Annotated in this window: 20 protein-coding genes and 2 pseudogenes; 2 read left to right on the plus strand and 20 right to left on the minus strand. The window is 45.0% G+C overall.

The annotated features are described in order from the left end of the window. A pseudogene (locus NO989_RS18370) lies at positions 1 to 222 on the plus strand (hypothetical protein); the annotation flags it as partial. 93 nt (positions 223 to 315) lie between these two features. Beyond that, a pseudogene (locus NO989_RS18375) lies at positions 316 to 933 on the plus strand (DDE-type integrase/transposase/recombinase); the annotation flags it as partial. Positions 934 to 1,184: 251 nt separating this feature from the next. Here the strand turns inward: NO989_RS18375 and NO989_RS18380 are convergent. From NO989_RS18380 to NO989_RS18475, 20 genes are all read right to left on the minus strand, one after another. Continuing rightward, the gene (locus NO989_RS18380) at positions 1,185 to 1,367 is read right to left on the minus strand and encodes a hypothetical protein (RefSeq protein WP_012516877.1); all 183 of its coding nucleotides are present in this window, start codon (positions 1,365 to 1,367) and stop codon (positions 1,185 to 1,187) included. 75 nt (positions 1,368 to 1,442) lie between these two features. Next, the gene (locus NO989_RS18385) at positions 1,443 to 1,811 is read right to left on the minus strand and encodes a hypothetical protein (protein WP_012516876.1); all 369 of its coding nucleotides are present in this window, start codon (positions 1,809 to 1,811) and stop codon (positions 1,443 to 1,445) included. A gap of 49 nt (positions 1,812 to 1,860) precedes the next feature. Beyond that, complete coding sequence (locus NO989_RS18390; RefSeq protein WP_015066023.1) at positions 1,861 to 2,313, minus strand: hypothetical protein; 453 nt, start codon at positions 2,311 to 2,313, stop codon at positions 1,861 to 1,863. A 10-nt stretch (positions 2,314 to 2,323) separates the two neighbouring features. Then, the gene (locus tag NO989_RS18395; RefSeq protein ID WP_014997006.1) at positions 2,324 to 2,977 is read right to left on the minus strand and encodes an isoprenylcysteine carboxylmethyltransferase family protein; all 654 of its coding nucleotides are present in this window, start codon (positions 2,975 to 2,977) and stop codon (positions 2,324 to 2,326) included. Beyond that, positions 2,967 to 3,290 carry a DUF2933 domain-containing protein gene (locus NO989_RS18400; protein ID WP_014997005.1) on the minus strand — a complete coding sequence of 108 codons (324 nt, stop codon included), beginning with the start codon at positions 3,288 to 3,290 and terminating at the stop codon, positions 2,967 to 2,969. Before NO989_RS18400 ends, NO989_RS18395 begins: the two co-directional genes overlap by 11 nt. A gap of 46 nt (positions 3,291 to 3,336) precedes the next feature. Further along, the gene (locus NO989_RS18405; RefSeq protein WP_015066022.1) at positions 3,337 to 3,693 is read right to left on the minus strand and encodes a cupredoxin domain-containing protein; all 357 of its coding nucleotides are present in this window, start codon (positions 3,691 to 3,693) and stop codon (positions 3,337 to 3,339) included. Positions 3,694 to 3,702: 9 nt separating this feature from the next. Continuing rightward, positions 3,703 to 6,051, minus strand: coding sequence for a heavy metal translocating P-type ATPase (locus tag NO989_RS18410; protein ID WP_202285644.1), 2,349 nt, complete (start codon positions 6,049 to 6,051; stop codon positions 3,703 to 3,705). Positions 6,052 to 6,075: 24 nt separating this feature from the next. Continuing rightward, positions 6,076 to 6,486, minus strand: a complete 411-nt coding sequence (locus tag NO989_RS18415; RefSeq protein WP_012516866.1) for a MerR family transcriptional regulator — start codon at positions 6,484 to 6,486, stop codon at positions 6,076 to 6,078. A gap of 118 nt (positions 6,487 to 6,604) precedes the next feature. Further along, positions 6,605 to 7,657 carry a hydrogenase expression/formation protein HypE gene (gene hypE / locus NO989_RS18420; protein ID WP_012516865.1) on the minus strand — a complete coding sequence of 351 codons (1,053 nt, stop codon included), beginning with the start codon at positions 7,655 to 7,657 and terminating at the stop codon, positions 6,605 to 6,607. After that, on the minus strand, positions 7,657 to 9,963 hold the full coding sequence (gene hypF, locus NO989_RS18425; protein WP_015066019.1) for a carbamoyltransferase HypF: 2,307 nt from the start codon (positions 9,961 to 9,963) through the stop codon (positions 7,657 to 7,659). Before hypF ends, hypE begins: the two co-directional genes overlap by 1 nt. Continuing rightward, positions 9,963 to 11,096 (minus strand): hydrogenase formation protein HypD, encoded by a 1,134-nt coding sequence (gene hypD / locus NO989_RS18430; protein ID WP_015066018.1) that lies wholly within the window; start codon positions 11,094 to 11,096, stop codon positions 9,963 to 9,965. The genes hypF and hypD overlap by 1 nt, the downstream gene beginning before the upstream one ends. 6 nt (positions 11,097 to 11,102) lie before the next feature. Further along, positions 11,103 to 11,849: a hydrogenase nickel incorporation protein HypB gene (gene hypB, locus NO989_RS18435; protein WP_020742696.1), complete on the minus strand. Its 747-nt coding sequence runs from the start codon at positions 11,847 to 11,849 to the stop codon at positions 11,103 to 11,105. Next, complete coding sequence (locus NO989_RS18440; RefSeq protein WP_012516861.1) at positions 11,839 to 12,225, minus strand: hydrogenase maturation nickel metallochaperone HypA; 387 nt, start codon at positions 12,223 to 12,225, stop codon at positions 11,839 to 11,841. Before NO989_RS18440 ends, hypB begins: the two co-directional genes overlap by 11 nt. Next, entirely contained in the window at positions 12,218 to 12,445 is a 228-nt protein-coding gene (locus NO989_RS18445; protein WP_015066017.1) for a HypC/HybG/HupF family hydrogenase formation chaperone, read from the minus strand. The genes NO989_RS18440 and NO989_RS18445 overlap by 8 nt, the downstream gene beginning before the upstream one ends. Next, on the minus strand, positions 12,445 to 12,660 hold the full coding sequence (locus NO989_RS18450; protein ID WP_012516859.1) for a hypothetical protein: 216 nt from the start codon (positions 12,658 to 12,660) through the stop codon (positions 12,445 to 12,447). Before NO989_RS18450 ends, NO989_RS18445 begins: the two co-directional genes overlap by 1 nt. Before the next feature lie 18 nt (positions 12,661 to 12,678). Beyond that, on the minus strand, positions 12,679 to 14,556 hold the full coding sequence (locus tag NO989_RS18455) for a nickel-dependent hydrogenase large subunit (protein WP_015066016.1): 1,878 nt from the start codon (positions 14,554 to 14,556) through the stop codon (positions 12,679 to 12,681). 17 nt (positions 14,557 to 14,573) lie between these two features. Beyond that, positions 14,574 to 15,572 carry a hydrogenase small subunit gene (locus tag NO989_RS18460; RefSeq protein ID WP_015066015.1) on the minus strand — a complete coding sequence of 333 codons (999 nt, stop codon included), beginning with the start codon at positions 15,570 to 15,572 and terminating at the stop codon, positions 14,574 to 14,576. A gap of 1 nt (position 15,573) precedes the next feature. Further along, a complete protein-coding gene (locus tag NO989_RS18465; RefSeq protein ID WP_006991848.1) occupies positions 15,574 to 16,008 on the minus strand; it encodes a hydrogenase expression/formation C-terminal domain-containing protein in 435 nt (144 codons plus the stop codon). Next, on the minus strand, positions 16,005 to 16,559 hold the full coding sequence (locus NO989_RS18470; protein ID WP_020742695.1) for a HyaD/HybD family hydrogenase maturation endopeptidase: 555 nt from the start codon (positions 16,557 to 16,559) through the stop codon (positions 16,005 to 16,007). The genes NO989_RS18465 and NO989_RS18470 overlap by 4 nt, the downstream gene beginning before the upstream one ends. Before the next feature lie 14 nt (positions 16,560 to 16,573). Then, positions 16,574 to 17,797 carry a hypothetical protein gene (locus tag NO989_RS18475; protein WP_043959777.1) on the minus strand — a complete coding sequence of 408 codons (1,224 nt, stop codon included), beginning with the start codon at positions 17,795 to 17,797 and terminating at the stop codon, positions 16,574 to 16,576.

Genomic DNA, 17,797 nt, shown 5'->3' on the forward strand with positions numbered 1-17,797 from the left:
GGCTCATGGGCGGTAATGGCTGTGATTTACTATGCAGCTATGATCTCACATTCAGGACTTATTCGCATCTTCCCTAGTAGTGATTCATTTTTAACTAAATTAAAATGCAGAAGGATCATTAGCAATAAGAACATAAATAGCATTTACGATTTTAGCGAGATCGGTCCTTATTTGGATGAATCTTTAATTACGGTCTTCGAAAACAGTAGTCAGAATATTTAAGACAACAAGGACGTTTATATGTGTGATTCATAGAGATCGTTTCAATATAATACGACTCTATGAACAAAGAAATTAGACAGCGACTCAAGTGGATTGAGCTTTACGAAGAAAAAAGACTTCATCCGTTACCAAAGACCTATTCCAGGTGATCGAGTGCAGATGGATACATGCAAAATCGCTCCTGGAATTTACCAATATACTGCTATTGATGACTGCTCTAGATATCGCGTACTGGATGTGTTTAACCGGAGGTCGGCAGCAAACACCCTTATTTTTATCGATAAGGTAATCGAGGAAATGCCATTTCCAATACAGCGAATACAAACCGACCGTGGTACAGAATTCTTCGCAGAGAAAGTTCAGCGAAAGCTGATGGATTATGGCATCAAATTTCGTCCTAACAAGCCTGGTTCTCCTCACCTGAATGGTAAGGTTGAAAGGTCGCAAAGAACCGACAAAGAAGAGTTTTATTCAACAGTAAACTTGAATCTAGACGAACTAAAAAACGAAACATTGCCCGAATGGCAGCATTACTACAACTGGCAACGGGCACATGGTTAGTTAAAGGGAAAAACGCCAATGGATATTGTCTGTGAAAGACTTGAACAAGCCCCACTTTGAGAAGAGGTTCACGAGGATTATATAACTGAGGACGAGCGCATTCAGCTATCAAATTATCAACGCGACCTGCAATTGAGAAAAGTGAAATGATGTCTATGAATCACACAACTCATGCCATATAAATCGACTTTCTAACACTCCAAACAATGGATAGTAACTCGCGATCACAACAGTGAGCGTTGGATAAAAACTTCGGTCTTTATCGAATTTATTTAACTTCGCCAATCCTATTATTAAAACAGCTACCAAAGCCCCTATTGAAGTACTCACTAACACTTTATTTACCCATGTGCCGGTAATAGAAAAATTGCCCCTTCCAGCGGCTAAAACTTGCCACGCTTCTATTCGTCTTTGCTTGAAGAAAACGCTTTTAATGCTTTTTCCAGTGAATATTTTGCGTTAGGCATAACGGAACCTGTGAATTCTTGTACCGCTTGATGGATTTCATGCTCAGCTGGGTTTCTTTCAATTATTCCCAAGTTAAGTAACTTAATTCTGTCCGCTTCGTTTTTACTATGTACCACTGTGTTGTCCTGTTTTTGTTTGTTATGGCTGTACGATCAGGCGTAACGTAAGTCTGATCGTTGCTATTGAACCAATTACTTTTTATGGGTTTGCCCAGGAGGAACACGGTGGCAACTCCAGGGTTTGTGTTTTGCATTTTCACGAATGTTTTCGTCAACGAATTGGTAATAGCCTTCTTTCATTTTTGTCCAAAAGTCGTCCGAAATGTCTGCCCCGTTGTCACGAATGATTGTCTCAATGCCATCTAAATTGCAGTGGGTTGCATCGTAGCCTATATGCAGGGTACTTTTGGCGTCCTCAAATGAAACTGCATCGATTCCAAAGGTCCCATCAATGCCAGCAATAATTGCTTCTATGTTATCTTCGGTAATACCAACCAACTTTAAATGCCGTACGACTAAATTCGCCTCTGATACACCGACTCTGTGATCTAGATCGCTCATCTTTTCCTCCTATAAATCGATTGTTAACTTGTTTATGTTCGTCATTTCTTTAATTATTTAAAACACTATTGGCACCGAGCTGCTGCTTCATTAACGATTGTAAAATTGACATTCTTTGTTCAAGATAAAACAAAAGTTCGTCTACCGAATTTCCCATGACTACAAAGTCGCCCCCTGCTAAACCGCTGTCGATAAGAACGAGACTTCGTTGAAGGCCATTTGTGTACGTTTCTTCCAGATGTGCTTTGTGTTGCAGGTCTGTTTCACTTTGGAGTCTCTTCTCAATATTCGTTAAATAAATTTCCATCATTTTCATATGCTCAACGATGAGAGTTTGCCTATCAGAGACGTCGTTGATCCGTTGTATGCGTTGCATTAGTGCATCCATGACAAGCTCATTACTTCGAAGCATATCATCCGCACTCATCGACGTTTGAGCAGCAGCAAATGTCGCGGGTAACACCCCTCCAACAAACAGTAATGACAGTAGTACTTTGTTCATTTTGTAATCCTTAATTAGTGCTTGAAACGTTTGAAATACCCATACGGGGAAACCAACCTGGCGTCGTTTGTTTATAGTGTCTGTAGCTATCACCAAACTCGGATTCAGCTTGCTGCTCTTCTCGCGTGGCGAGTCGAGCATAAACGACAATAAGAATTGGAAACATAAGTAAGGTTGGCAGTGTTGGCCATTGCAACAAAAAGCCAAACATGATCAGTATAAATGCAACATATTGAGGATGCCGGCAGCGAGCGTACCATCCAGTAGTGGCTAAACTATGCGATTTTTGCGCGTGGTGTAGGACACTCCAAGAAGCGGATAGTAAAAAGAAACCTAAAATGATGATGACATTACTTAAGATGTGTAAAATATCCCAGTGAGCATCGCCGGATAGCCCTAGCAAAGTATGCCACAAGTGACCATTTTCATGCGCTAAAAAGTCTACCCCTGGATAACTTTCCGCTAACCACCCTGACAAAAAATATATTGTCAGGGGGAAACCATACATTTCGGTAAATAAGGCCACGATAAAAGCGGAAAATACACCTAGGCTTCGCCAATCTGTTTTCGACTTCGGCTTGATAAAACTAAACGCAAAAAAGATAAAAATGGCTGAGTTTATAATGACTAGTGCCCAGAGCCCATAATCAGAATCACCGTGCATTATTATTCTCCGTTTTATGTTTTCCTTTACGGGCCTGCTCTAACCCTTCGATATAGCCTTTTCGATATTGCTCATTGTCCTCGGTTTGTTCTTTAAATGTTTTTTCGGTGTGCTCATGTGTTTCATGTCCTTTGCCATGACTGCCGTGCATAAAAATGTGCATGACAAGGCACAACAACAAGATCAAGTAAGGTAAATACGGAAACACATGCTCACCATGCTCAACCAGCAAGAAGTAGCTCGCGGCGGTAATAAGGCCTATGGCAGACCAACCACTGGGGGTGCGCCAAAAGGGGACTTTTTGTTTACTCATAATACACCTCGCTTTGGTATCTTTTACGTTAATAAAAAGCGTTTAATCACTTGATCACCAACGTGCCACGATACATTTGCATCTGACAATGAAATGGGTAAACGCCGGCACTGGAAGCAGGAATAGTGACCGTCACTCGCTTGTTAAGCGCTAATGTTTCATTGATATCCAACTCCGGGATCAATAACGTTTCTGCACAGGGCGTTGCATCTTCTCTGACGAACATAAGCTTAACGGACTGATGCGCCGGCACCGTGATATTGGCAGGCTGATACACGCCGTCTTTTACAAGGACTTTGATACTGCCGTCTTTTATCTGGGTTGATTGTGCTTTGTAAAGCCAAAACCACCAAACAATAAGCCCAATCAGGATAAGCCCTGCTAAATTAATCCATATCATCATTGTGTACTCCTAGTGCTCTTTCGCTTTAAATAGACGTAATCGGTTAGCATTGGTCACCACCGTTAGTGATGAGAATGCCATCGCTGCACCAGCAATGACTGGGTTAAGCAGTATCCCTAAGAATGGATAAAAGACGCCTGCCGCAAATGGTATTCCGGCGACATTATAAATAAATGCGCCAAAGAGGTTTTGCTTGATGTTACGCAGTGTTGCTTTGCTCACGGCAATTGCATCCGCTAACCCATGTAGGGAGCCGCGCATCAACGTTATATCCGCACTTTCGATCGCTACATCAGTCCCAGTCCCAATCGCAAAGCCGACGTTGGCATGAGCAAGGGCCGGTGCGTCATTTATGCCATCACCGGTCATACCCACAATTTCGCCTTCACGTTGAAGCTCAAGTATTTTGTTTGCCTTATCTTCCGGCATCACTTCGGCAACGTAATCTGCAATCCCCGCTTTTCGGGCGACGGCTTTTGCGGTCAGTCGATTATCCCCGGTTAACATCACAACTCGTATCCCGTTATGCTGTAGCCGCTTTATCGCATCTATTGAGTCAGATTTTATTGGGTCAGCGACGGCAATTACGGCAACTAATGTAGAATCAATAGCAAAATACATAGGGGTCTTTGCATCCGCTGCTAACCTCTGCGCTTTGTCGATGTAATGATGAAGCTCGATCCCTTGGTCTATCATCAATTTTTCATTTCCAAATAGCAGGCGTTGAGAATTTAGCATGGCTTCAACCCCCTTCCCCGCAATGGACTGAAAATCAGTAACGGAATGGATCGGCACACCTTGCTCCTTTGCAGATTCAACGATCGCCATGGCAAGTGGATGCTCAGAACCAGACTCAAGGCTAGCCGCCAAAGAAAGCACATCGTTGTGACTATGATCTGAAGCTATAACGACATCTGTTACTTTAGGGGCCCCCTCAGTAATAGTGCCTGTTTTATCTAGAACCATAGTGGTTATTTTTGATGCAGATTGCAGCGCTTCGCCGTTTCGGATAAGAACCCCCGCTTCAGCCGCCTTTCCCACACCGACCATCACCGACATCGGTGTGGCCAAACCCAAGGCGCAAGGGCAGGCAATAATCAGTACTGTGGTCGCAGAAACGATTGCAAAAGCTACTTCAGGAGATGGACCATAATTCAACCAGGCCAGCGCACTGATCACGGCAATGATCATGACGACCGGTACAAAATAGGCGGAAATCATATCAGCTAATCGACCAATAGGCGGTTTAGAATTTTGTGCGCGTTTTACCATGTTAATAATTTGAGCAAGCGCGGTATCTTTTCCCACGCGCTCTGCTCGAAAGACGATAGAGCCTGATTTGTTTATCGTGCCGGCAACGACCTCATCGTCTTTTCGTTTTTCTATGGGCATGGGTTCACCCGTTAGCATTGATTCATCAATACTTGTCTGGCCCTCGACAACTAAGCCATCAACAGAGATGCGCTCCCCAGGGCGAACCCGGATAAGATCATTTAGCAGAACATCTTCAATCGGAATATCTATATCATGCCCATCACGAATGACGCGAGCTGTTTTGGCTTGTAAACCAATCAGTCGTTTAATTGCCTCGGACGTTTTACCGCGTGCTTTTATCTCAAGCGCTAAGCCTAAATTAATGAGACCAATTATCATGGCTGTTGCTTCAAAATAGACATGCCGCGCCATTTCAGGCACATATCCGGGGAAAAACACAACGACCATAGAGTACAACCAGGCTGTTCCTGTCCCCAATGCAATCAAAGTATCCATGTTCGCGGCGTGATTTTTAAAGGAGTTCCAAGCACCTACATAAAAATGCCGACCAGAAAACACCATAACACCCAATGTCATGATCCCTACAATCAACCACACGATCCGCTCAGTGGTCGTGTTGACGCTCATTTCCCCCGTCACCAAGCCATAAAGCATCAGTGGCACACCCAGAGATAATGCAATGACCATGTCTCGCATTAGTTTTTTATAATATGCCCAGTCCGCCTGTTCCTTTTCTTCAATGGCAGCCTCATCTGAATCCGTATTCGCTAATGTTGCGTTATACCCAGCTTGCTCTACCGCCTTAATCAATGCGTGGGAGGATGAACTGCCCATCACCAACACCGAGCGTTCAGCAAAATTCATCTCAGCATTGGTGACACCCGAGACCTGTTTTAAGGCCGCTTCAATTTTAGTCACACAACTGGCGCAACTTGCACCTTGGATATTGAGTTGTAGCTCACCCGAAGACGCAGAGACTTGCTCAGTATGTGTTTCACTCTCGACCGCCTTACTAGCGGTTGATACTTTTTTGTCACCGCCACAACACGAATGAATTTTCGCATCGTCCGTTTTTGAATTCATGAGCCACTCCCTCTCTAAATAATGTTATGATTTAAGTGATGTGAAACCTTCAATCAAATGGCAAATCGTATCGGCCGTTGGATGCTGATCCGGTGTATTTTCCCATTCTGAGATTGCTTTTCGCATGCGCAGTCTTAGCTCATGCATGTCCTGATACCGCTGTTCAGTTTCTTTCAACCTTTGTTCAATAAGGCGCCGAACCGTCGGGCATGGCGCGTTGGTTTGTGATGACGTGAACAGAATTTCCTTAATATCATTGATAGAGAAACCTAATGAACGCGCGCTTAAAATAAACCGTAGTCGTGTCACATCAGCGGGCCTGTAATACTTGTAACCATTGTGCGATTTACTTGGCACCAAAAAACCAATGCGCGTGTAATACCGTACGCTGTCCGCGCTAATCTCTAGTGCATCTGCAATTTGTTTAACGCGCATTTTAACGCTCCTCTTTTATCAACATAGATATGCGGTTAAGCACGCCTTTAATCCTATGTTCTACTCTCACGTTACTAGGGTAAACCTATGTGTTGCTCACAGGTCAACACCTATTCTTTCAGCAGATCCTTGGAAGCGGCTCATCTTCGAGTTCATTCATGAAACGTCTTCCTCCCATTGGCGTAACAATGGTCACGCGCCCTTTTGATTCGGTGTTTTTTACTATTACACCAATGTGTTCGGCCTGCTCCCCGTTTCGAATGCTCCGCCAGTGTTCTAGCACCTTACCGCTTATGTCAGGGGCAACAACAGCAACAATGCGTCCCTCACACGCTAAAACAAACGGATCAAAGCCTAATATTTCACACACGCTTGCCACTTCAGGTCGCACCGGAATATTATTTTCAATTAACTCGATATCGAAGCCTGTTTCATTAGCAACGTCATGGAGTAATACTGACAACCCTCCACGAGTTGGGTCACGCACAAAACGAACACCTTCCAAATGCTTGATTGGATCAATAAGAGGAACAACGCTTCCACAATCAGACTTTAGCTGACCTTGCAAACCATAGTCCTCGCGAGCAAGCAGGACACACGCACCGTGATCACCTACAGAACCACTAACCAGTACATGATCGCCTGCCTTTATAAGACTGGTATCCCAAATCGGCGCATCTCGGCTGTCTCCAACACCCGTTGTATTGATAAAAACGCCGCCACCACTGCCTTTCGGGACAACTTTCGTATCACCTGTTACAATGGCGACCTTCGTTTCTTCGGCAGCTTGATGCATTCCATTAACGATTTGTTTCAATGTTGAAAGGGAAAAGCCTTCTTCAATAATAAATGCAGTACTGATGTACCGTGGTGTTGCCCCAACGACTGCTAAATCATTGACGGTACCGTAAACACTCAACGCGCCTACATTGCCGCCTGGAAATGTTGGGGGGGATACAACGAAGCTATCCGTTGTTATACTCAGATAAGGACCATCAAAAGTTACTGTGGCGGCATCATGAAGCAGATCTAGATCTTTGTTCGCTTTATTTTTAAAAACATGATCAATGAGTCTTTTTGTCAGTGTTCCGCCGTTCCCCTGAGCTAATTGAATAGATTCCGTGCCCAACGGCTCTGATGATGAATGATTATTGCCCTCTGCGCTTTTCATTATGACCTCCGTGAACAGTATTCGTGGATTTGCCCAACACTTATTGCGGCATCGTTTAATGGCAAACTACTTGGAATAACCACAGGAATGTCTGATTGTAAAAACCGTTGTGATATACCGTCACACAAAATGCGATTTTGGAAGACGCCTCCTGCCAATCCAATGTGGTCAAAATTAAACTTTTTACGGCAATGTAGGGTTACCTCCCATACCGTTTCAATTAACGAAGCGTGGAAATTTGCAGCACGAGTTTGAGGAGACACTTTGAAATCAAATAGTTCCGGTACCAGTGTTCGCCAATCCATTTGAATAAATTCGTCGTTTTTCTGGACCAACGTTAACGGCATAACCTTAGAGGGCGTCGACGCAACGCTTTCCAACATCATCGGCGCCTGCCCTTCATAAGAGACTTCGCTCTGTTCACAGCAGGCAAATGCCGCCGCGTCGAACAGTCTTCCCATTGAACTACTAACATGACAATTGAGTTCGTTTTGCCATGCGTTGTAGCTTAATTGTTGTGGATCAAATGGTTTAAAATCAATGCCGGTGAAATTAGTACCCCACACTAGTGATGCTGCACTTCGCCATGGTTGATTTGGAACCTTGTTGCCGCCTTGCAACTTCATAGGCGCTAATGAGGCAACACGTTTCCAATTGCCCGGCGTCCCACAAAAAACTTCCCCTCCCCACATCTCGCCATTCTCGCCTAATCCCGTTCCATCCCACACGAAAACCAAGCTTGGTGTCGATATTTCAGCAGCTAATGCCCACGCTGATGCATGAGCGTGGTGATGTAAAACTTTAGTAGTCGGTAGTTCACTGCCTTTGGCCCAACGGGAACTGATATAGCCAGGATGGCTATCGCAAAGAATACGCTGTGGATGAACATGATAGAGAGCTTGAAAGTCACTGATACATTTTTCAAAGTGCGCTTGCATTATCGGAGAATCGAGGTCGCCAATATGCGGTGTTACGATAAGTCGATTGTTCAAAGCTATTGCGACTGTATTTTTCTGATTCGCGCCAACAGCAAGCATTGGTTCCTGCACAGTATATGGCAATGATAATTCTATCGGACTTATACCCCGCCCCAGGCGAATTGGAATGGTGCCTGACTTAAGCGTTCGCAGCACAGAATCATCCAGTTTGTGAAAAATGTCTCGATTATGGTGCACGAAGATGTCTGCCAACATCGTAAGGTGTTGCTGTGCCGATGACGTCGATGTGACCATCGGTTCACCGTAAATATTTCCTGACGTAGCCACCATGGGGCGATTGAATTGCTGCATAATGAGTAAATGCAGTCCGCTGCACGGCAACATCACCCCCAAATCACGAAGCATGGGCGCTACGTTATCTGCAATGGGTACATTCGATTGCTTTTTTGCAAGTAAAATGGGTCGCACGGGGCTTAGTAAGAGCGCTCTTTGATGACTGTCTACAGCAACGCATTTATCTAACCAATCCTCACTTGTTTCGTCTGCACGAGGCTCTGGGAGCATGACCGCGAAAGGTTTATCTGGTCTATTTTTACGCTGGCGTAAAAGGTCTACCGCTTCAGTGCTTTGTGCGTCACAGAGCAAGTGATAACCGCCTATACTTTTTAACGCGACAATTTTGCCTTGATTCAAATATGCGACAACCGTTGCTACAACATCAACATCGCCTTGCGAGACCACGCGCCCGCCGACAGTTGAACAAAATACTTCAGGCCCGCATACGCGACAGCTTATTGGTTGAGCATGAAAGCGCCTATCAGTTGGCGATTGATATTCTTTACGACATAACTCACACATTGGAAATGCTGACATACTCATGTTCTTTCTGTCGTATGGCATTGCTCGCAGCATAGAAAATCGTGGACCACATTTACTGCAAGCGATAAAGCTATAGGTGCCACGTCGGTTAGTATTTGACAGTAACTCAGCTTTACACGCTCCACACAAATAGACATCTTTGGGGATTGATATCGCCCCGCACGCTATATCATGACCGCTTTCTTTTATCGTGAACGAGTCTACATTACTCAGTTTAACCTGCTTCTTTTCCAGCAAGGATATGGAAACTAGCGACCCATTGTTCAGTAAGTCGAATACAAATTGTTCAACGTCTAGCTCAGTGCCTTCAGCGTGTATTCGCACACATCCACAGTCGTTTTGTACCCAACCAACAATACTTTTTTCATACGCTAAGCAGTAAACTAACGGTCTGAACCCAACCCCCTGGATGACTCCAGTAATGTTCAACTCATAGGCGATAGTTTTACTCTTATTCGTATTGGCAACATATGTGCGGGCAGTTGTCATCACTTCATCTCCACCTTTAGCGTATTCCCCTTTTTGATAACATTTGTTATCGAGCGCTCACCAGAGCTATACCAAATTCGGCAAGCCCCCTCATCAGACACCATACATGCGCCTTTAGGGGATGCTGGTTTGCATTCCTGACCAAAAAACGGGCACGCATCAGGTGTCATTTTTCCGAGGATCACTTTTTCACAGGGCGATGTGGTTTCAGGAACGTTTTGCGCACATTGCGAAGGGAAATCGACTGGCGCATAATCGTTTGTGGCGTCTAGGTGCGATAGTCTCGAAGCAAAGGAAAATCCAGAACCAGGAATAACACCAATTCCTCGCCAATGTGCGTCAACGATAGTGAACGCTTTATTGATTATTGCTTTAGCTGCTGCATTGCCGTTTTGCTTTACCACTTCGGGATAGCGGTTACTCAGTGTGACGACTTTATTTGAACAATTACCGAGCAGCGTTTGGAGCGACAACAGCAAACTTTCTGGATGAAAACCAGCAATACTGACAGGCAAATTATGATGGTCGATTGCAAACTGCCATTCTTCACTACCCATAATTGTCGCAACGTGGCCTGGCGCAATCAGTGCATCAAAAGTATTCGGTTGACTCTCAAGCACATGGGCAACTGCTGGCCAAGTAAGTCGTCCAGACAATAATACTTTAAAGTTATTGGGTAAATCATTAAGCAGTGTTGCTGCAATCGGTGCCATAGTCGTTTCAAAACCAACAGCAAAAAACACAATAACCTTACGAGGTTCTTCCAATGCTATAGATACCGCTTCTTGAGGAGAAGATATCGGACGGATATCGGCCCCTTGATTTTTTGCGTCTATCAATGAGCTACAGCCACCCATTTCGTGTTCGACTGGGACGCGGAGCATGTCACCAAAACTAACGATAACGACATTTTCGTTAATGGCTAAGTGTATCGCGTATGCAATATCCTCTTCGGGGCAAATACAAACGGGGCACCCTGGCCCAGGTATCAGATGAATATTGTGCTGAAACAACGTTCTAAATCCAGCGCGCGTAATCGCACGCTCATGGCCACCGCAAACATTAAGAATACGAAACGGTTTTGAAAGCGAGGTATTCTTAATGTCTCTTAGCAACGATTCAACACTGTACATAAGACTTTAGACTCCGCTATTTTGTAACGACTGAGACTGATGAGCTGTAATGGCGTGCGTAAAATAAGAAAACCAACGCTCTAGATGTTGACTTTTCAATGAAGACACTTCGAGAACGGGCGCATCGTTGCCCACTTTACGAAATGATTCAATCGCGCGAGGTACATTGAATTCATCGTGAAATTGCAAGTAATCGGTCTTAGAAATAAGCATGACGTCCGCGGCACGAAACATCACTGGGTACTTTTCAGGCTTATCATCACCTTCTGGTACGGACAGCAAAATAATGTTTAAGTGCTGTCCTAAATCAAAACACGCTGGACAAATCAAATTGCCAACATTCTCTATAAACAAAACGTCTAGTTTTTGTAAGCTAAATCTTCCAAGTACCTTTTGCACCATACTGGCGTCCAAGTGACACCCTTGGCCCGTGGCGATTTGCTCCGCCTGCACACCATGACGTCTAATTCTATTTGCGTCATTTTCAGTTTCGAGGTCGCCTTCAATCACCGCCATCGCGTATTGCGACTTAAGCGCACGTATCGTTTCTTCGAGTAGCCGGGTTTTTCCACTGCCTGGGGATGACATCAAATTAATCACTAGTACATTATGTGCGTCAAATAAAGCACGGTTTGCTATCGCTTGGCTGTCATTGTTGCTTTTTAAATTTGCGTGAACCTCAACGATATTTGCTGATGGCTTGTCAGTTTTCTCTGATTTTACTTGCGTTTCGCAACCACAGTTACCGCACATGTTTTCTCTCCTTTGATTCTGTAAAATTGTCAGGTGCGATAAACTCTATTCGTTGCAATATAAATTCATCGCCCTCAATGAGGTCGGTTTGCCAAGCACCGCAACTTGCACATAGGATACTATTCACCGAAACTCGGCTGAATTCGCCACACAATTTACAGCGTATCTTGATAGCGCTTGTGTCAATTCTAAGCGTTGCCTGATCGCCAATGGTGTGAGTTCTACACGCCAAGAACGCATGGTGCAGCAAGTCAGGCTCAACACCTGACAGTGGGCCGACTTTGACGTGAACCAGACTGACAGACTTATTCATGTTTGCTCGCTGGTGAACAGCGACTGTGTCAAGCAAGCTATAGCAAAGACTAATTTCATGCATCGTAAGCAATGACCTGATCGAGCATCTCCCATGTCACCTGCGCGTCATCATAGGTGATCACTTGGAGAGCATAACCAACATGTACCATCACATAGTCGCCAACTTTGACCTCTAGCCCTTGCACTAAATGTAAACTCACCTCGCGAGAGACACCTTTCGCTTCACACGTTGCGTTAAAGCCTTTAATTGCAATGACTTTCATGGGGATAGCGAGACACATTACTGTTTTACCCGTTGATAGGGCCTACTTGCTCTAGCTCGATAAATAAACAGCGCAACGGTGACAAGCACGATTGTTGACACCAGAGATCCCAAAAGTAGTGAATGATCGCCTTGATGACCCGGGTGCGCATAACTAACGGGTGAACCTACCACCAGATAGAAAAAGGCAATTAAAGAAGTAACTGACTTTCTAATACTATTTTTGATTTTCATAATATTCCTCAAGTAAGGTTAACGAACTTTTAGACGCAAACGCTCTTCCCCTGTTTCGTCCATTACGTGCACGGCACATGCTAAGCAGGGGTCAAAACTATGAAGTGTTCGCAAAATCTCTAAAGGTTGGTCAGGATCATGTAGCGTATGTTTATCTTGCAGAGCGGCTTCATAAGCACCTGCCTGTGAGTTGGGATCTCGAGGTCCAGCGTTCCATGTCGTAGGCACGACACATTGGTAATTCTCAATTTTGCCATTTTGCATGACCAACCAATGCCCCAACGCGCCACGAGGCGCTTCCATCACGCCTACCCCCTGGCCTTTAATTGGCCAATTGGTAGGGTCAAAATACAGAGGGTTAAACGTATCGGTATCGCCCTTTGCGATATTATCCAATAGTTGGTCATACCAAGACTGTAGCTGGTTAACCACAATTTTTGTTTCCACTGCTCTGGCGAGCGTCCTACCGAGTGTGGAGAAAAGTGCAGAGGTCTCTAAATCCAAGATAGAAAGAGATCGATTAACGATGTCTTGCGCAGCGGCATCTTTTTTAGCATACATCATTAGCACGCGAGCCAGCGGTCCCACCTCCATCGCATGGCCTTTCCAACGCGGACTTTTTAACCATGAATATTCAGCCCCTACATTTAGGTGCTTGTAAGGCGGTTTCGGACCAGTATACTCGAGTGTTGTTTGTCCATTAAAAGGGTGTAAACCACTTGCGTTCCCTCCACTATATCGATACCAGGAGGAAGAGACGAATTCTTGAATTTCAGAGGGATCATCTAGATCAAGGTCATGCACTTTACTCAAGTCTCGACCAAGTATTGCACCTCGTGGAAACAAGAAAGAATCAGGGTCATCCATTGATGTCATGGGTAAGTCTCCATAGGTAAGAAAGTTACCCAGCCCTTCCCCTCGTGTCCCCCACTCTTTGTAATAACCCGCAATCGCCACAATATCGGGGTAATACACCTGATCGACAAAGCTCTTCATTTGCGTGATAGCATCTTGTAGTTGAACTAATCGACGCGTGTTAATACCCGTTGACGCATTGAGATTAATCGGTGAAGGCACGCCGCCAACGACAAAATTAGGATGAGGGTTTTTCCCTCCAAATATGGTGTGAACTTTTACAACATCACGCTGCCACGTTAGCGCATCTAAATAATGTGCTAATGCCATCAAGTTAACTTCAGGTGGCAGTTTATAGCCAGGATGCCCCCAATACGCGTTACTGAATATCCCTAGCTGCCCAGACTCAACCAGCGTTTTGACTTTTTGCTTCATATCTTTGAAATATCCCGGCGATGAACGAGGATAATCACTCAATTGACCGGCGAGCGCAGCGGTTCTCGTTGGATCTGCATCTAGTGCAGAAACAACGTCAACCCAATCTAGGGCATGCAAGTGATAAAAATGCATCACGTGATCATGCACATATTGGGTTGCAATCATGATGTTTCTTATCAGTTGTGCATTTTGAGGGATAGCCATTTCTGCTTCACTCAGTACGCCTATTGAAGTACGTGACTGTCGGTGCCCTTTTTTACCATGTTGCATCGGTCCTTTTGGCATAGATGTCATGGAGGGCTTTCCAATGGCAACCCCTAATTTTGCGTTTGACCGCCAAGCTTTTCTAATTGCATCTTCGACAGCACGCACCGATGCCATACCATGCACCAGCGTGCAGACGCCACAGATACGTTGCGCAAAAGCCCAAGCGTCACGCGGATCTCTGCCTTGTAAAATCAGTTCAATTCCCCGAACAGACGTGCCCGATGAGAACGCCTGTTTGATGGTATTCCCATCCATTTCAGCTTCTATTCGAAGATGCCCTTCAATTCGAGTGATAGGATCGACGACTAACCGGTTGTTACTTGCTGTATTTTCCATGAGCCTTGCCTATTATCTTATGAGTTTTTCCCAGCATGCTTCTGTGCACCTTTGCCGGGTTTGGATTTGTACCACTCCCATGGACCCAAGGCTTGGTAAAAGCTGCTTTTATCCCAGAAATCGGGCTCAGAGCAACCAAGACACGGATGACCAGATTCGATAGGAAAACTCGTGCCTTGATTCCATTTAACCGTTGCACATGCGTTAAAGGTTTCGGGCCCTTTACAACCAAGTTCGAACAAACACCACCCATTTTTTGCCCCCTCATCATCAAACGATTTTGCAAATTTACGTTGTTCAAAAAATGGGCGTCGATAACATCTGTCATGGATGCTTTCACCAAAAAAAGCGAGTGGGCGTTGTAATTCGTCGAGATCAGGGAGACGCTTAAACGTCAGGTAATGAACCAACACAGCTGTAATCGCGATAGGCAGTGGCGGACAGCCTGAAATGTTTACGATTGGCTTGTCTGTAATAATGTCGCTTACTGCCACTGCCCCCGTCGGATTTGGGTTTGCTTTAGGGATCCCGCCAAAAGACGCGCAGGTACCGATGGCAATAATACCCGCAGCATCTTTTGCCGATTCTCTCAGCATATCGACATTACTCATGCCACTGATCGTTGAGTATCCTGGGTTACCCACCGGAACCGAACCATCAACCAACAACAAATATTGCCCTTTGTGCGCGTTCATCGCCGCACGCCTAGCGTCTTCAGCTTGCTCTCCCGCAGCAGCCATTATCGTATGCTGATAATCCAACGAAATATGATCGAAAATAAGGCTTTCCAATGTGGGAGCATGAGAGCGCAATATTGCTTCGGTACACCCTGTGCACTCTTGAAAGGGCAACCAAATCACAGAGGGTCTTCTCGCATTGCCAAGGGCAGTCGCCAAATCGGCAACAGCGCTTTGCGGCAATGCCAGTAAAGACGCCGTTGTAGCGCAAAACTTAAGAAATGTGCGTCTTGAGATACCGGACGCTTGTAACTGCTTGTTTAATGTTGGTAGCGCCATTTCAATCCTCCTTAGCCGTTTCATCAGAAGATTGATGAGACAACGAATGGATGTCAGACACTATATTGCTGAGCGATAACACCATATCTTCTGGCTGAGATTTTATGATTGGTGGACAGGTACAGATATGAACGTATTTGCCCATGATCTCCACATCTTCGTTATAGTGAATTTCAAGCCAAACGCCTGCGTAGCGTGATTCGATTAGCACCGTATCACCCAGCGCCTGAATATCAGCTTTAACCTCTCCATGCCCAAGAAAAGCTTCTAACTGCGCTTCTTCGCTAGCGCTTAAAGGCAATCGTCGCAGATCAATCGTGGTTTGTTCTTGTCGTTCAATTAACTGAGACAACGCATGACGTATCTGATGCAAAAGCGGCATTACGTTGCCGGTTTTTTCAGCATTGGATGTCATAAAAATGAGTTCTTCGGTCATCGTGCCTCCTTTTGGGTTGCCGGTTTATAGGCCTGAATGTCGTCGCTTGATAAGCAAGCAAATGCGATATCGATGATCGATGATAACGCTGCATTTACCTTTGGACTCAAAGAGGTTCCCCACTCTATCGCCTCAGGCTCTACGCCAATTAACGTCACCGCAGAAGGTTTTGAATATAACGTTTGGCTGGTCAACAATGTATCGCGTAACGTGATCTGGTGAACGGAATGGGTCGTCGCTTGCTTAAACTGATCCGCAATTGCCTCGTCCTCAAACACTCTCACCGTACCAGGCGAACAGCGCATGTAGGCCGCGTCGATGACTATCGTATGATCGGAACTCGCGACCCACTCCAAAAGTTCATAGCTCAGTGTCCCAGCGTCAATGCAAGATACATTTGAATAAGACTTTAGCAGGGGTTGCAGAGCACGAACCGCGTGCACACCAACGCCATCATCTCGCTGCAGTAGATTTCCAACACCAATGATAGCGTAGCGCTTAGCCGCATTTTTAATTTGGTCAATTGTTGGTGTAGTTTCTAGTGATAGCATCGGTATTTTCCTTATTAGCTATGAGGTGCTGGAATTGACCAGCCAATCACAAAGAATAAACAGAGAACGATCACCGATAGACCAAGTAATTTTGTTGACCTAATGCGTTGACCTGTGCTTTGACGCATCACGAGTTTGATCACGATTATTGTTTGGATCAGGTAATAAAGTGCAAACCCTTTTGAAGCGAGATTAATAATTTCAAATACGTTAGATGACCAAACTAATATACCTGCGATGGCGATAACTAAAACGTAGTAAAATTGGGGGGAGATAGGTAAATGGAAAAGCTCTTTTAAGAGGCCTCCGCCACCGATAGTATCGGCTAATGCTGCACTTAACTGACTTGCCGTGGCGGCAACCAGTAATAAAATCGGCAATACCCATATTGCTTGCCCTAGGGTGTAGCTAATCGTTGTTTCGTTTAATTCCGTGATCGGAAAATTCAGGAAAATAGGACACGTTAGACCGATAAAAACAACATAGAGAAAAATAGCGATCCACTGAGCATAACGACTCGCTTTAATGCGCTGTTCTGGCGTATAGTTATTCCCCATAAAACGGGTTGTCTCGAACCCTTGCGTTACCATGAGCATCCCTGCGAGCATGCTAACAGTTTCAAAATGGCTCAATGCCTGTATCGCTTCATGTTGAAACCAAGCACTTTGTACTTGTATGTCGTAGGTTGCCAGCGCTGCGAGCACACCAACTATAATAGCCAATTTTATTGTCACGGCGAATAGCTCAATGGTCTCTAGCCCCCTAGCACCTCGAAGCCAAGCGACCACCATAATGATGACAAGCAACCCACTGGTAAACAGTTTGATGTACGTCGTATCAGAGATAGATAAACGATCAAAAACAAACGCTGCAAACAAACTAATATAAAACGCCACGGAAATGGCATATGCCGCACCAAGCGCCCATTGACTTGCTTTTTCAAGCGTCATAATACTGCTTTGTTGATTGCTAGCTAGCTCAGGTTCTGCGTGGCGTATATTGAAGCGAATAACCGACCCCAGCGCATATGCCAGAATGGACAACAACACTATTCCAAGCAGTGCCCATTTCCCCATTACCGAATGCAGCAGTGGTGCAATGATCAAAAAGCCACTACCAATAATGGAAGCCAACGGTGTGACTGTTGCTCGCCATTGGAAAGATTGTCGTAAGCGAGGCAGACACAATACTATTGCGATCAGCACCGAGGTTGCGAGCGCAATGGAATTTGTGATCAC

Origin of the sequence: Alteromonas sp. DY56-G5, from assembly GCF_041414725.1 — a bacterium.
GTDB classification, from domain to species: Bacteria; Pseudomonadota; Gammaproteobacteria; order Enterobacterales; family Alteromonadaceae; genus Alteromonas; species Alteromonas macleodii.

Excerpts from the sequence above, each read along its gene's own strand:
- NO989_RS18445 (WP_015066017.1), bottom strand. The coding sequence starts at position 12,445 with ATGTGTCTCGCTATCCCCATGAAAGTCATTGCAATTAAAGGCTTTAAC.
- NO989_RS18455 (WP_015066016.1), bottom strand. The coding sequence starts at position 14,556 with ATGGAAAATACAGCAAGTAACAACCGGTTAGTCGTCGATCCTATCACT.
- NO989_RS18405 (WP_015066022.1), bottom strand. The coding sequence starts at position 3,693 with ATGATGATATGGATTAATTTAGCAGGGCTTATCCTGATTGGGCTTATT.
- NO989_RS18385 (WP_012516876.1), bottom strand. The coding sequence starts at position 1,811 with ATGAGCGATCTAGATCACAGAGTCGGTGTATCAGAGGCGAATTTAGTC.
- hypF (WP_015066019.1), bottom strand. The coding sequence starts at position 9,963 with ATGACAACTGCCCGCACATATGTTGCCAATACGAATAAGAGTAAAACT.
- NO989_RS18465 (WP_006991848.1), bottom strand. The coding sequence starts at position 16,008 with ATGACCGAAGAACTCATTTTTATGACATCCAATGCTGAAAAAACCGGC.
- NO989_RS18440 (WP_012516861.1), bottom strand. The coding sequence starts at position 12,225 with ATGCATGAAATTAGTCTTTGCTATAGCTTGCTTGACACAGTCGCTGTT.
- NO989_RS18400 (WP_014997005.1), bottom strand. The coding sequence starts at position 3,290 with ATGAGTAAACAAAAAGTCCCCTTTTGGCGCACCCCCAGTGGTTGGTCT.
- NO989_RS18460 (WP_015066015.1), bottom strand. The coding sequence starts at position 15,572 with ATGGCGCTACCAACATTAAACAAGCAGTTACAAGCGTCCGGTATCTCA.
- NO989_RS18450 (WP_012516859.1), bottom strand. The coding sequence starts at position 12,660 with ATGAAAATCAAAAATAGTATTAGAAAGTCAGTTACTTCTTTAATTGCC.
- hypD (WP_015066018.1), bottom strand. The coding sequence starts at position 11,096 with ATGTACAGTGTTGAATCGTTGCTAAGAGACATTAAGAATACCTCGCTT.
- hypB (WP_020742696.1), bottom strand. The coding sequence starts at position 11,849 with ATGTGCGGTAACTGTGGTTGCGAAACGCAAGTAAAATCAGAGAAAACT.
- NO989_RS18410 (WP_202285644.1), bottom strand. The coding sequence starts at position 6,051 with ATGAATTCAAAAACGGACGATGCGAAAATTCATTCGTGTTGTGGCGGT.
- hypE (WP_012516865.1), bottom strand. The coding sequence starts at position 7,657 with ATGAAAAGCGCAGAGGGCAATAATCATTCATCATCAGAGCCGTTGGGC.
- NO989_RS18470 (WP_020742695.1), bottom strand. The coding sequence starts at position 16,559 with ATGCTATCACTAGAAACTACACCAACAATTGACCAAATTAAAAATGCG.
- NO989_RS18415 (WP_012516866.1), bottom strand. The coding sequence starts at position 6,486 with ATGCGCGTTAAACAAATTGCAGATGCACTAGAGATTAGCGCGGACAGC.
- NO989_RS18390 (WP_015066023.1), bottom strand. The coding sequence starts at position 2,313 with ATGAACAAAGTACTACTGTCATTACTGTTTGTTGGAGGGGTGTTACCC.
- NO989_RS18395 (WP_014997006.1), bottom strand. The coding sequence starts at position 2,977 with ATGCACGGTGATTCTGATTATGGGCTCTGGGCACTAGTCATTATAAAC.